Source organism: Acidithrix sp. C25 (genome assembly GCF_904848545.2).
The window spans coordinates 680,958-695,668 of sequence record NZ_CAJHCI020000003.1 but is presented as its reverse complement, the minus strand read 5'-3'; the positions used below and the strand labels follow the sequence as shown (position 1 = coordinate 695,668).

At 47.0% G+C, this 14,711-nt stretch carries 9 protein-coding genes and 1 pseudogene; 4 read left to right on the top strand and 6 right to left on the bottom strand.

All coding sequences use genetic code 11. The annotated features are described in order from the left end of the window. The first annotated feature begins 113 nt into the window (after nt 1–113). The 3 genes from ACIDITHRIX25_RS000000102095 to ACIDITHRIX25_RS000000102085 all read left to right on the top strand — a co-directional run bounded on the left by ACIDITHRIX25_RS000000102095 (nt 114) and on the right by ACIDITHRIX25_RS000000102085 (nt 3,516). The gene (locus ACIDITHRIX25_RS000000102095) at nt 114–1,346 is read left to right on the top strand and encodes an MFS transporter (protein ID WP_052604656.1); all 1,233 of its coding nucleotides are present in this window, start codon (nt 114–116) and stop codon (nt 1,344–1,346) included. Nucleotides 1,347–1,598: 252 nt separating this feature from the next. Continuing rightward, entirely contained in the window at nt 1,599–2,975 is a 1,377-nt protein-coding gene (locus ACIDITHRIX25_RS000000102090) for an MFS transporter (protein ID WP_201732065.1), read from the top strand. 220 nt (nt 2,976–3,195) lie between these two features. Beyond that, entirely contained in the window at nt 3,196–3,516 is a 321-nt protein-coding gene (locus ACIDITHRIX25_RS000000102085) for a DUF167 domain-containing protein (RefSeq protein WP_052604658.1), read from the top strand. Between the two features lie 435 nt (nt 3,517–3,951). On the opposite strand, the gene ACIDITHRIX25_RS000000102080 is transcribed toward ACIDITHRIX25_RS000000102085, so the two are convergent. Both ACIDITHRIX25_RS000000102080 and uvrB read right to left on the bottom strand, forming a co-directional pair. Then, complete coding sequence (locus tag ACIDITHRIX25_RS000000102080; protein ID WP_201732064.1) at nt 3,952–4,596, bottom strand: class I SAM-dependent methyltransferase; 645 nt, start codon at nt 4,594–4,596, stop codon at nt 3,952–3,954. Nucleotides 4,597–4,747: 151 nt separating this feature from the next. Next, complete coding sequence (gene uvrB, locus ACIDITHRIX25_RS000000102075) at nt 4,748–6,754, bottom strand: excinuclease ABC subunit UvrB (protein ID WP_152626017.1); 2,007 nt, start codon at nt 6,752–6,754, stop codon at nt 4,748–4,750. A 314-nt stretch (nt 6,755–7,068) separates the two neighbouring features. Between uvrB and ACIDITHRIX25_RS000000102070 the strand changes: the two genes are divergently transcribed. Beyond that, the gene (locus ACIDITHRIX25_RS000000102070; protein ID WP_052605718.1) at nt 7,069–7,311 is read left to right on the top strand and encodes a DUF3039 domain-containing protein; all 243 of its coding nucleotides are present in this window, start codon (nt 7,069–7,071) and stop codon (nt 7,309–7,311) included. A 382-nt stretch (nt 7,312–7,693) separates the two neighbouring features. Here ACIDITHRIX25_RS000000102070 and coaE read toward each other — a convergent pair whose 3' ends face one another. The 4 genes and pseudogenes from coaE to ACIDITHRIX25_RS000000102050 form a co-directional block, all read right to left on the bottom strand. Next, the gene (gene coaE / locus ACIDITHRIX25_RS000000102065; RefSeq protein WP_052605717.1) at nt 7,694–8,299 is read right to left on the bottom strand and encodes a dephospho-CoA kinase; all 606 of its coding nucleotides are present in this window, start codon (nt 8,297–8,299) and stop codon (nt 7,694–7,696) included. Between the two features lie 191 nt (nt 8,300–8,490). Further along, nucleotides 8,491–9,825: pseudogene (gene rpsA / locus ACIDITHRIX25_RS000000102060) on the bottom strand (30S ribosomal protein S1); the annotation flags it as partial. A 284-nt stretch (nt 9,826–10,109) separates the two neighbouring features. Then, nucleotides 10,110–12,794 (bottom strand): DNA polymerase I, encoded by a 2,685-nt coding sequence (gene polA / locus ACIDITHRIX25_RS000000102055; RefSeq protein WP_201732063.1) that lies wholly within the window; start codon nt 12,792–12,794, stop codon nt 10,110–10,112. 106 nt (nt 12,795–12,900) lie between these two features. Continuing rightward, entirely contained in the window at nt 12,901–13,530 is a 630-nt protein-coding gene (locus ACIDITHRIX25_RS000000102050) for an ANTAR domain-containing response regulator (protein ID WP_052605715.1), read from the bottom strand. Between the last annotated feature and the right edge of the window lie 1,181 nt (nt 13,531–14,711).

The following is a 14,711-nucleotide window of genomic DNA, read 5'->3' as shown; positions in this document are numbered from 1 at the left end:
AAATGTCCGTCAAAAAACACCGCGGCATCTATAGGGTCGCGCCCGGATTGGAAGTCAAGTGCACAAGATGAAGCAAACCCAATCGCCAGAACGAAGAAGGAGAGTTAGACGAGGTGGCAAATCTATTCGTAGACCTCAGTCCATTACGCGACAGTAAGAATTTTCGCCTTCTCTTTATCGGTCAACTCATCTCCGGCCTGGGCGACCAGATCACGATCGTTGCTATCTCATATGAGATCTACAGATTGACCCACTCGTCGCTTCTAGTTGGCTTGGTAAGCCTCGTTCAGCTAATTCCCCTTCTTTTGGCCTCTCTTGGAGGAGGGCCGATCATCGATAGGACAGATCGCAGGCGACTACTCATTTGGGGCTTCGGCGCGTCTACCTTAGCCGGGGTTGTGCTCTATCTAGATGTGATTCCTTCACACCCGTCAATTTGGCCCATCTTTGCCCTGAGCGCCTTTAGCGCTGGTGTATCAGGAATCGTCAAACCCGCACAGAGCGCAGTAATTCCACAAATGGTCGCCAGGGATAAGGTCACTGCAGCCATAGCCATCCGTCAGATGATGTTCCAAATTGGATTAGTCGTTGGTCCGGCAGTTGCTGGCATACTCATCGCGCATTTCGCCGTAGCAACCGCCCTGGGCATCGATGCCCTGACCTATTTAGTCGGAGCAATAGCGTGCTTTTTTCTACCCCCATTGCATCCCGTCGAAAAAAGTAAGAGCAGAGGATTAAAGTCAATCAAAGAAGGGTTTAGCGAAGTTGCATCAAGCCAAATTCTAAAAGGAATCTTCCTAATTGACCTGGTAGCCATGGTCTTTGGGATGCCCCGAGCCCTCTTTCCTGCATTGGCTTTAACACACTTTCATGACGGGGCAAGCGGACTTGGGTACCTCTATAGCGCCTTAGGAGTTGGTGCCTCAATCGGAGCGGTTACCTCGGGATGGGTCACAAACATCAAACGACAGGGATTAGGAATAATACTTTCCGTCCTATCATGGGGAACTGCAATAATTGTCTTTGGAGCTATCAACTCAATCTCTCTTGCACTTTTACTTCTGGCGGTGGCTGGATATGTAGATCTGGTCTCGTCAGTTCTAAGAAATGCAATCCTACAAAGGATCGCGCCTCCGGAGATGAGGGGTCGACTGTTCTCAATACAAATCTCAGTGGTGACTGGTGGCCCTCGCCTTGGCGACCTAGAGTCCGGCGGCGCTAGTGCGCTCCTTGGAACCACGTTGGCCGTAATTACTGGTGGGGTCGCCTGCGTCGCTGGTTCCTTGGCGATCTGGAAGTTACTTCCAAAGTTTTCAAGGTATTCGGCAGGCGAAAAAGCACCATAAATATGTAGAACACTTCAACTATCGGAAAGTAAAATTGGAAATAATTACAACCCATGTGCGCCTTCCACGATGGCTTGTTTGAACAAAAACTAAATTATTTAATCACATCCGGTTGGTTCGAATTACACTTAGTTATTCGACTTGAGATTCATCGCCATCGATTTCCTAACAAAATTGGACGCTTCGAAAGATATCCTTGCGATTCAAGGTGAAAAAATAGCCTTCGAGCCAAGGCAATGACCTAGGAAAATCTTGGAACAAAAGAACATAAACAAGAGGCTGCTAAAAGTCTCCCTAATAACTATGATAACCGCGGTTGCATTCGAGAACCTCGCAGCTACTGCAGACCTTGGAGCCATTGGGGTACACTTTCATACCACAAAGTCACTCGCTCTCATTCTTAGTTTTTTTCTTGTTGCCGAGATAGTTGGGGTTGTCGCTCTATCGGAGCTTTCCAAAGTCCGCGGTCCAAAACTTGCAGTGCTTGTCGGAAGCACACTATTTCAGGTAGGGATAGTACTGGTCTCGCTCAGCCCCAACATTACCTTCCTAATCTTGATGCGAGGCATCCAGGGCCTTGGAGGGGGCGCCTTCGGATCGGTTGGTTATGTAATCATCAATGATTACTTCGATACAACCGAAAGACCAAAGATCTTCTTTGCCTTCTCACTAGCATGGGTTGTCCCGTCATTGATATCACCTGGAATCTCTGGATACCTAGCACAAAACTTTGGATGGCAATTTCCATTCCTAGTAGTACTCCCGATCTCTCTGATAGCGACCTTGGTCCTAGCCCTAGCGCTACCTAAAAGGTCGAAGATAAAGCCTCGAGTACTCGAGTCCAATCCTCTCCTACGAATCGTCTATGCCACAATTTTCGCCGCATCGATCCTTGCGATCCTCCTAGCGCTGGACTCTATTCCACGTATCACACCACTCTTGATAATCATCCCGGGCATCGTCTTCGCTGGCATCGCTGGAAAACGCCTCCTTCCAAAAGTTGCGTTCTCGCAATTCCCAGCCCTTCGAAGGATCATTCTGCTGCGGGTTCTGACAAACTTCGCCTTCTTTGGAATCGACGGCTTCTTACCCCTTGCCCTCTTTAGGGATAGAGGATACAGCCTGGCGTTAGCCGGATCAACTTTGACCCTAGCAAGCTTGAGTTGGAGCGCCGGCTCCTATTTACATTCACGATTCACCAAGCCCAACCATCGAGGAACGCTCTTTCGGCGCGGAATCGCAATAGCTCTAATAGGGGTAGCAATGACAGGGATATCCCTCTATTTTCAAGGTATTGGATCATGGTTCATCCTGGCAGGGTGGACGATCGCTGGCCTTGGGATGGGCATCTCCTACGTCTCGCTCTCTGTCGCCTTACTTGATGTCGCACCTAGAGACCACTTAGATGAATCGAGCTCCGCACTCGCCTTAGCTGACACGACTGGTGTTTCGGTTGGAACTGGCGTCGCAGGCGGACTTATCGCGACCGCATTGGCCATTCATGGCTCCAGGTCTATATCGCACGGACTCGCCTTTGATGCGATTGCGTGCCTTCTAATCCTCGTCATCTCCTTATCGATCGGAAAGAGCATCGACCACAGCGCCAGTCAACCTACATCATTAGCCTAAGCTACCCCCATCCAGAATCAAGGTGAGGGCAACCTTGGATTTGCCAAATAAGCAAATGGCTCATCTCTTCAAGGTCGACAATAGAGGAAAAATTGCTCCCAATTTAGAGCCAACCACCACACATCCACCTAGGTTCAGCTCAGAGAATTATGGGAGCTGCTTTCCAACTATGTCGCTAACCTTGTCCTTGGACTAATCTTGGGTATAAAATTGAAATTGCGTGAATCCTAATTACCAACCAAACCAGATTGCAATCACCGAATATAAAGATGGGATCAGGGTTCCTTTTTATATCTCGACTCGAAAATCAAGAACTGAGATCACAGGCATACGAGAAACAGCAATCGCGATATCGCTCACATCACCAGCCGTTGAGGATCGCGCAAATCAAGAACTGGTAACATTTCTCGCCAAGGCACTTTCAACTCAAAAATCTCTTGTAAATATTGTGATGGGTGCTCATAATCGAAATAAAGTGATCGAGATCACCTCTATGTCACAATTCGAGCTTCTAACGAAGCTGGGGTTAGCCAACAATTAGATCTTGTCACACCCCAAAAAGATGACTACCGATAAATATCACCACCAATTTTAATTTAGAATCTCTCACCCTTTGATGGGTCCTGAGCTTCGTAGCTACACATTCATATAGTTAGGCATAGCGGTCTATCCTCATACAAACAGCTAAAAAATGTATAGCTCGAAGGATTTGGCTTCGGCAAAGGCCTAGGAGACACTTGCATAAGTGGATTGTTACCCGTTTTGGATTTTAAGGTCCGCACTTAATGCCCAACAAGGTATAGTACCTGCATTCTGAGTCAAAAAATGCCACCTGAAAGAGTCGAATTATGAATTGCGCAATTGCCTCCTAGTGACTCTGGTTAGGAAGATTCGTCTGAAGATAAACCAGTCACAAAATCTTCCTTCGAAGATATACCCCAACAGGCAAGGGCGATCTGAAAAAGCCTGAGACCTCCTAGGTCGTCATGGATCTTGAGAACGCCGACCAAATGCCATTCCCAGCGAGCGAGGTGACTCCGTTAAAATCGGCCCCAAGCGCTTTGTGGACATCGTATGGACTCAAATAAATAGGAGTTCGATCTGCGTTTGTAGAGACCCAAAAGAGGGTTCCACTCGGACGTAGTAGTCGCAAAACTTCGTCTCGAAAGAGAAATGAATTCTGAATCACAATTGAATCGAAGCTTTCGTCGCTAAATGGCAAACAACTGGCATCACAATTGATAACCGGCGGCGATTGAGTGGTCATTTTTAAAAGCATGGACAGAGATAAGTCGATACCAACTACCTCCCCGAAGAAATTACAGAGGAGTTCTAGATTAGATCCAGTGCCACATCCGATCTCCAAGCATCTTCCATTCAAATACTGAGCGCGGTTAAGTCCGTCCAAGAGGGCTTCAGTCCTTTCTGCGCCGCTCCTCTGACTCCAGTCTTCTGCCATTGAATCAAAGAGGTCGCCTACTTTTTTAGCACGCTCTTTCGTCCATCCATCCCTCTCAAAAGCGACCTGCCTGACAACTTTTCGCATCGGATGATCCATACCAACGCCAGGGTTCAGTGCGTCAAGAGGTAACAGCGCTCTTTGAAGATAGATAAGAGACAAACCAAGACCTTCCGTAAAAATCGTAGCTAGGAAATTCTATCAACCCAGAATTTCAACTTCCAGGTAACCCGTTGATAAGTGGAATATCTAACAATTAGGACCCCAAATCCAGCTACAAGAGTAGCGTCGATTCTTCTATGTTGCAATTTATTCAACCCACATCAGCGAGATACTTACGCAACTCTTTAATCTCATCTCTCAGTCTTCCGGCATATTCAAAACGAAGGTCGGCTGCGGCTTCGGCCATCTCGGCCTCTAGGGTTTGAACAAGCGCTACCACCTCATTCATATTCATAGTTGCATAGTCCGAGATACCCTTATTTCGTCTTGAATTAGATTTGGGAAGCGGAGCAGTCTTGGATGGTCTCAATTGGTCCAATATGTCTGTTACCGCTTTAGTGATTGTTACAGGGTTTATATTATGCTCTAGGTTGTAGGCCTGCTGGAGGGCCCTGCGACGCTCAGTCTCAGAGATAGCTCTCGTCATGGAATTTGTAATTGTATCCGCATACAAGATCACAAATCCCTCCGAATTCCTTGCAGCCCTCCCGATAGTCTGTATCAAAGCTGTCTCAGAGCGCAAAAACCCCTCCTTATCTGCATCGAGTATCGCAACCAAAGTAACCTCGGGCAGATCCAAACCCTCTCGAAGAAGGTTGATACCCACTAAAACGTCAAACTCACCAAGACGCAGGTCTCGAAGAATGGTCACCCTCTCAAGGGTGTCTATATTCGAGTGCAGATAACGAACCCTAAGCCCCTGTTCAAGAAGGTAATCGCTTAGATCCTCCGCCATCTTTTTCGTTAAAGTAGTCACGAGGATACGTTCATTCTTTTCAATTCGAACGCGAATCTCCGAAAGAAGGTCATCTATCTGATGCTGAGTAGGACGCACGACTACCTTAGGATCGAGCAGTCCAGTGGGCCTTACTATTTGCTGGACAACCTGACTGGATTGGGCGATCTCGTATTTCGAGGGCGTTGCAGACAAAAAGACGACCTGATTGATTCTCTCATAAAATTCATCAAACCTAAGCGGTCGATTGTCCAGAGCAGAAGGAAGCCGAAAACCAAACTCAACGAGGTTCTCTTTTCGACTTCTATCGCCTGCATATTGACCATGCAATTGTGGAATGCTAACGTGGGACTCGTCAATCACCAAAAGAAAGTCCTTGGGAAAGAAGTCCAACAGAGTAAAGGGAGGCTCTCCTGGCGATCGTCCGTCTAGGTGTCGCGAATAGTTCTCAATACCATTACAGAATCCGACTTCAGCCATCATCTCAAGGTCAAATTCAGTTCGCATCCTAAGTCTTTGCGCCTCAAGAAGCCTATTGGTACCCTCTAATTCCCGCAGGCGCTCGCCCAACTCGACTTCGATCGACGCGATGGCCCTTGTCATAGTCTCGTTACTAGCTACGTAGTGGGTAGCAGGAAAGACCACATACTCGGCGAGCTCCTCCGTAACCTCTCCGGTCAAAACGTCGTAACCCTGAATCCGCTCCAATTCGTCACCAAAAAACTCAAAGCGATAGGCCCTCTCTTCATAAGCTGGGTGAATCTCTAGTGTATCCCCCCTAACCCTAAACTTTCCGCGTACGAGATTTTGATCATTCCGGTCGTAGTGGATGTCGACAAGCCTTCGTAAAACACCTCTTAGTTCATAGCTCTCCCCGACCTGAAAGGCGAGCATCCTCTCCGAATATTCGATCGGGGATCCTAGGCCATAGATGCAGGAGACAGATGCCACTACAATCACATCTCGGCGCGTCAAAAGAGCAGAGGTAGCGGCGTGGCGCAATCGATCGATCTCATCATTTACAGAAGAATCCTTCTCGATATAGGTATCTGAGGAAGGTATGTAAGCCTCGGGCTGATAGTAGTCGTAATATGACACAAAGTATTCGACTCGATTATCTGGAAAAAACTCGCGAAACTCACTCGCCAATTGTGCAGCCAATGATTTATTAGGCGCAATCACTAGGGTCGGGCGCTGTACCGCCTCTATAGTCCAAGCTATAGTTGCACTTTTGCCCGAACCGGTAATTCCAAGAAGGGTTTGGAACCTCTCGCCGCGCTGAATTCCATCGCTTAGCTCGGCTATCGCCGTAGGCTGATCCCCTGCAGGCTGATAAGGAGAAACAACTTTGAATTTAGTCACAACATCAATCTAGGGCGCCATCCGAAACTACGATTCCCTTACCTATACCTTTAAAGCCGCAAAAGTTCCCACAAAAAAATGAACCACCCCAACGCCAACTCTTGCCGTTCCGACCAGATTAACAAAAACAACAGGGACTCCCTGCGTCAAACTTACCCAGGACCTGCAAACAATGAAAACTAGAGGCGAATTGATAGAAGTAGCCATTGACCTATCAACGAGGCGAGAGAGCCGGTGACAGGTTTTTTAGATCGACTCCAGCCAAAATCAACTATTGTAGCAGTAAAGATATATTGCGCAAGGGGATCTAATAAATGTCTCGAGTTGACGTACTTGAAGATACCAGAACAGACAATAACGATATCGACGAGAGGGACCGAATGGCCCATATCGTTCTACCTGCCTCAGCTGTTACCGAAGCTATCATCACGGGAAAGCCATGCACAGCCCTTTGTGGCAAGACCTGGGTCCCAACTCGAGATCCTCAAAAGTATCCACTATGTCCCACGTGCAAAGAAGTTGCTCAGGCCAAGGGCTGGAAGATACCAAGCAACTAAAGATTCGATCAGACAAGGTGTGCGATCAGAACATCGCCTCGATCATCTTGGTAGCGAAGTCTTCGAAACAGTAAAGCCATCTGGACTTTCATCCCTCAGTCATACCACCGAACATGAGGAAAAGCTTAAGCCAACAAGCATCACTTTGTCTGGCCATTTAATCTGACAAATATATAGACCAACAGACTTTGAGGTCTGTTTCACAAGAGATCCAAAAGGTTCTGCAAAAATCGATAGAGGCTGAATTACAAACCTAAACTAGCACTTTTATAGCAAATTCAAAGATCTAATGTAGTTGGATATCGCAATTCAATTTAAATATCCAGATTCATGGATATTTATATTGAAAGCCAAATTAGAAGAGAATTGCTACTCCAGTACCTCAGGCAATATCTAATAGGTCGACCAGATCTTCAACCTGTCTCAAAAGATCTTCCTTGGTCGAAGAGTTATCTAGGACGTAATCTGCTACACCAAGGCGCACCTCCCGAGAAACTTGGGAATTTATCCTTGCAAGAGCCTCTTGCCTTGTAATATCGCGGTTGGCTACGATCCGCTCCAATGCAATAGCGGGATCACAATCTACCACTATTAGCGCTTCAAGACCGTATCTAGCTTTACCTCCTCCCTCGACCAAAAGAGGGATGTCAAGCAGGACTACGCCATCAGGATTACCAGCTCCAATTTTTCCAATTCTTCTCGCGATCTCCACTCCTATGGCTGGATGTGTGATGCTGTTCAAGAGCTGCAACTTATCCGAATCATAAAATACAATGGAGGCAAGCTTTGCCCGATCCAATGCACCACTGGCATCGAGGATAGAAGTGCCAAATTCCCCGACAATCTCAAGCAGGGCTGCCGTACCTGGTTCTACCACATAGCGTGCAATCTCATCGGCATCAATGACTTCAAAACCGCTCCTACCTAAATACGCAGCAACCGTCGACTTACCCGACCCTATACCACCAGTCAAACCAAAGATTCGCATAACTCTATCCTAACCAGCCCCAACAATGATACGAAGATGCGACATTGAACTAGCACTCCCACGATTCATCATGGCTATATAAAAAAATACTGTCCCAAACCAAGTGGTCTGAGACAGTATTTATAGTAATTTCCGTCAGTAATAGCTATCGAGCTGTCGCTTTGATAGGTAACTCCTGATGACAAATATTACTCTTGCGAATCCTCTTCTGAGCTCGCCGAGGTGCCCCGCTGGGACTCTAGGTCTGCAAGCCAAGCCTTTTGGGCTTCGGTTTCGGGTTCAAAGTCAACTGCTGAGTAGTCATAGGTACCAATAAAGTTACCATCGTCATCGTAGGCATGCTCACCGTAGATATCTTGATATTCAGCAGCCACTTCGCCACCATCTGCAGCTTGCTTGATGGAGATGCTAATTCGTCGACGTGCAAGATCGATATCGATGATCTTAATCCAAAGCTCTTCGCCAACTTCCACTACATGGTCAGGCGAGTCGACATGTTGGAAAGACATCTCTGAAATATGGACCAAACCTTCGATTCCTTCAGCAACCTGAATAAATGCACCAAAGGGAACCAGCTTAGTTACGCGACCATAAACCAATTCTCCAGGCTTATGTGCGCTTGCGAACTCTTCCCAAGGATCACGCTGAGTTGCCTTGAGGGAGAGCGAAATTCGCTCCTTGGATCGATCCACTTCAAGAATCTGAACGTCAATCTCATCGCCAACTTGTACTACCGAAGATGGATGGTCGACATGCTTCCATGAAAGTTCCGAGACGTGAACGAGGCCGTCCATTCCGCCAAGGTCCACAAAGACACCAAAGGCAACGATAGACGAAACCACACCTTTTCGAACGTCGCCAGGCTTGAGGTTGGCCAAGAACTCTTCGCGCTGCTCTTTCTGAGTCTCCTCTAACCATGCTCGACGTGAAAGAACAACGTTGTTTCGATTCTTATCCAGCTCGATGATCTTAGCTTCCATCATCTTGCCAATGTATGGAGTGAGGTCTCGTACTCGACGAAGCTCTACCAACGATGCCGGCAAGAAACCGCGAAGTCCGATGTCTACGATAAGTCCGCCCTTGACGACTTCGATTACCGCACCCTTGACTGAGCCATTCTTCTCCTTGACCTCTTCTATAGAGCCCCAAGCGCGCTCATACTGAGCTCGCTTCTTGGAGAGGATTAGACGACCTTCCTTGTCTTCCTTTTGGATGACAAGTGCCTCAACCTCGTCGCCAACTTTGACGACTTCAAATGGGTTGACGTCGTGACGGATCGAAAGTTCCCGCGCGGGGATAACACCCTCGGACTTGAAACCGATGTCGAGGAGAACCTCGTCTTTATCGACCCTTACAACTTTACCTTTGACGATATCTCCATCGTCAAAACGAACGATCGTTTGTGCAATCGCATCATCAAATGAGAGATCGCCGAGATCGTCTGCTACTATTACTCGCGGTGTGCCTTCGTCTTCAAGCTGAATTTCTTCAACTTCAACTTCTGGCGCGCTAACCGAATCGGACATGAATGTAGAACGCTTTCTTTACTTACAATTTTGAAAGCAAATCAAAAAAATGATTACGCTTCATCTCAAAGCATATCCACATTTATGATAAACCTCTACCACAATCTAAGTAATGAAGACATACTTTTTCCTCAAAGCATAATAATAGTTAATAATTACTTTATATTACCTAAACGAAATCAAACAATTAGAAGACATTTTTTGCAACGCCTCTTCGATCTATCTAAAAGTTGCCTTGCACGATCTTTTGATTGAAGTCCATTTCGGCAACTTCCTGTAGCGATTCATTTTGAATCCCCCCACTTGTCAACGATGTAGGAGTTGACCATCAGTGGGACCTTCAGGCTCGCCGCATTCTCCATCACGTCGACGACGACGTCTGCAACCTCTTGGGCAACTGGCGTTCTTACTTCCACCAAAACCTCATCGTGCACCTGAAGTATCAGACGTGCATTTTCGGGATCAAGGCTGGTGTCGAGGTTTACAATCGCAAGTTTGAAGATATCAGCTGCAAGCCCTTGAATTACAGAGTTCATGGCCTGACGCTCTGCCCCTTGACGTAGTCGCCCGTTTGGATTAGAAAGATCCGGAATACGTCTTTTGCGACCGAACTGGGTCTCGGTAAAGCCATTCTTGACGGCCTCTTTAACTACTGAATCCATATATTGGCGCAACTTTGGAAAAGCGCCGAAGAAGCTTTGCAAAATGGAATCGGCCTCCCCAACATCGATGTTCAAACGTGTTGCTAGGCCGTATGCCTCCATTCCATAGGCAAGGCCATAAGCGACCATCTTTGCTTTTGATCGTTGCGCGGAGGTTACCTGGCTCGAGGGGATACCAAATACACGAGATGCCAACTCGGTGTGAATATCTGTCCCCAATGAAAAAGCTTCCACCAGACCGGGATCTCCGCTCAGGTGCGCAATTACTCGCAACTCTATTTGTGAGTAATCCGCAACGATTAATTTGGTTGCTTGTGGCGCAACAAACGCAAATCTAAACTTCTTTCCCTCTTCGGAACGAATTGGTATATTGTGAAGGTTTGGATGATCCGAAGATAGTCGCCCAGTCCGGGCAACCATTTGATTAAAGGTTGCATGAATACGGTCATCACCTCCTACTTCAGCTAAAAGGCTCTCACCGTAAGTCGATCGTAGCTTTTCCACCTCTCGATACCGAATAATCAATTCGATGATTGGGTGGATACCTACCAGCTTCTCAAGTGTCGAGGCGTCAGTCGAAAACCCCGTCTTTGTCTTTTTAGGCGGAGTTAGACCCAGATCCTCAAATAGAACTGATCCCAATTGCTTGGTTGAATTTACGTTGAAGGTCCTTCTTGCCATCGATTGTATTTGATTCGACAACTGCCTGGCCTGACGGATGAAATCGTCCTTGAGATCGCTCAAGTAGCCGCGATCGACCAACACACCTACCGCCTCCATCTTGGCTAGGACGACTAAAAGCGGATTTTCTATCGCATCAAGTAGCCAATCACTCTTGTCAGCTTCGATCAACCGTCGAATCTCCAAATCGGCGAGCGCAGCCATCGATGCGATCTGCATAGATGAAACATCATCTTTTAGAGTTGAGAAGAGATCTGGTATCAAATCTCCGCTTCCTCCTTCAACCTGACGGATAGAACCGACTACCTCAGGGGTAAAGGCCTCTAGAACCGAAAATGGATCGTAATCCCCTAGTGAACTGTCGAGCAAATAAGCGCTCAGTCCTAAGTCTGCACCGATTTTTGGAGAAGTAAGCCCTATTGTAAATAGTCTTCGTAAAAACTCTTTGAGTCCAAAGCCAACAAGTGAAAGATCGCCCAAATCTCTAATAAGAGTCTCAAGGCAAAGACGTTCATCTTGGTACTCTAGCGCCACCTTGGTGGTGGCAATTTGGGCAGGTCCCTCTCTTTTTGCCAACCAGATAACATCAATCGAACTTCTTCCTGCCTCGCCTGTGTAGGTAACATCGATGCCAACGGCAAAATCATTCTGCGAAGATCCTATGTCTTTAAAAAACTCTTCACGGGTAACGTCTCTGATCTCTACTGTTGGTTCATTAGTATTGTCATGACCACTGGACAGGTGCCCAATATAGTCAAATGCACCAAGGGTGCGTGAATAAAGTTTCTTCGACTCGATTAGATCAAAAAATTCCTTAGCCTTAGAATCGTCTAGTGGCCCTAGCTCTAAATCCGCAAGCGACAAGGAAAGATCCAAATCTCCACGCAGGTGAGTAAGCTCAAGATTCAGGCGCAGGTTGTCGACGCCAGCCTCAATTGCACGAGAAATCTTGGGGGTCAACGCATCCAAGTTACTCAAAAGCGAATCGAGTGTCCCGTAGGTAGTTGCCAACTTGGCAGCCGTCTTATCCCCTACTCCGGTAACGCCCATTAGGTTATCTGAAGGGTCTCCTCGAAGAGCAGCTAGTAACGGATAATTTTTAGGGGTAGCACCAACTTTTTCCATCACCCCTGCTTCATCGAGCAAGAGATAGTCGCTAACACCCCGACGATTATAAAGCACCTTGACGAATGGGTCTTCTACCAATTGATAGCTATCACGATCGCCCGTTACAAGAATTGTTTCAATCGAAGCACCCTTGCCTAAATTACTCAGGGTCGCCAAAATGTCATCAGCTTCGAAGCCTGATTTAGAGACAACCGCTATTCCTAGCGAACCTATAGCCAAAGATAGAAGTTCCAACTGCTCAACTAGAGCTTCATGAGTTGGAGGCCTATGACCCTTATAGTTTGGATTTAACTCGTCGCGAAAGGTAGGCTCCGGCAAATCAAGTGCCACAGCCATATGCGATGGCTTCCAATTTTCCAGTAGACCATCGAGCATGGACACTAGACCGTAAAGCGCATTAGTGCGTAAGCCAGAAGAGTTGTGCATGGTTTCAAATGGAATTGCAAAGAATGCGCGAAACGCGAGGCTGAATCCATCGACAACGACAAGTCTTTTCATATCTACGCCTTATTAAATCTGAGCCAATGAATGGGTGGAATAGGTATCAAATAGAAATGAACCCGCTAGGTTCACCCTTTGGCCGCGGATATATCCCTAGAGACCCTTATTGAGCCAGCGGGGTAAGCTCCCCAGAGATAACTTTGGTTGCGACCTCTGACATTCGCGCGCGGCTGTCCATAGCGGATCGCTGTATAAAGCTGAATGATTCCGGCTCGGTCATATCATAACGCTCCATCAGTATTCCTTTTGCACGATCGAGCAACTTTCGAAGTTCAAGCTGCGCGCTGAGTGAATCCGAGCGATCCGAAAGTGCTGCGATCTCCTCTTCAAGTGCCCGGGCCTGCGCGAACCGAGCGATTGCAATCTCAATCGCTGGAACCAAATCCGCTGGCTGAAATGGCTTAACTAAATATGCCAGAGCGCCAGCATCTCTCGCCTGTTCAATCAAGGCCCTCTGCGAGAAAGCAGTCAAAATAATTACCGGACAGATCTTATCTTCGCCCACTTCATGGGCAACCTGCAATCCATCGAGGCCCGGCATCTTGATATCCAAAATTGCGAAGTCGGGCTTTAGGGATCGGATCATTTCCAGTCCCTCATCTCCAGTACTTGCTGCGCCAACTACCTCGTACCCAAGCTCTTCAAGAGCTTCCTTCAGATCAAGCCGAATTATCGCTTCGTCTTCTGCGATTACCACACGAGCCATTTGAGCCTCCATTCGATCTCGATCCATCGACCAAAATCCACAAGTTTTGCGGCGACAAAACCGCTCAACTTCGAAAAAAGTTCCGGACAACTACTGCGTAGTATCCCAATACATCTAAAGAAGATAGTCTAGAACAAGGATAAATCCCTCAAACTACACTCAATGCCACATGTCGATGAACCTAGGTCAGAACTTCAAAAAGAGCTAATAATATCAAATAGTTCGCATGAGTCCGGGCATCTGCAAACTCGGCAAAGATTTCAGACTACCCCCAAGGTAAGTCAATATCTCCAAACAAGTCAACGAGTAATGGGCAAATCTAAAAAGGCTGATTGGAAAAGATTTGCCAGAAAAGGTGAGGTAAACCTCAATTAGCTCGCCCGGAGATCACCTTCGCCAGCGAAATGAAGGATCCAGGCGTAAAAAAGAGATCGACCTCGAACCAATCAAACTCGACCGTCTCTAACCAAAGTCAACCGCAACCCATCATCGTAACTTAGATGATCGATGATCTTTTACTCAAATCGAACCTTAACCTCAAACACATTTTGATAACACTTTAATTTTTATATGGTAATCAAATTTGAAAAACCACAAGGATTCTATCCTAAACCCCGCTGTCGGCGAACTAAAGATCTATTTGCAACAGCTCATCCATCCTTGTCTCGGGTGGACTCAGCGATCGCAATCAAAAGACCCAAAGCTGGATACCTCTCATCTGGTTGATCCACAGCCAATGCAAGCTTGACACCCATAATTTGCACTTCGTAACTATTACGAACAATTGCAAAATCCCATAGAGATAGCCGATCCAACCTAAAATAGCAAGTAGCAGCCGCAAAAAGAGATGACGATAAAGATCACGATGACTAGCAACAGGAGAACCACCCCCCCCGTGAAAGCTCCGATAAGACCCCCGAAGCGATCTCTAGGCGGGGTGTGAATAGGTATACGGTTGATTAGAAAAAATACATCTTGATGCGAATACTCATGGTGAAATCAACCGAGCCAATTGCCAAAGAGTCCCATCGAAACTTGAACTTTGAAGTCGTCTTATAAAGGGGATCCTAGTCACCATGGTTTGCGAAGTTGTGGTAGCCAAGGAGACGACGGGGAACCTTTTAAACCTTAATTTGTCCTTTGCCGATAGCCAGAAACTTTCCCGTTCGATCCGAGATTATCAGTGCCGTGATCATCAGGGCCAAGAG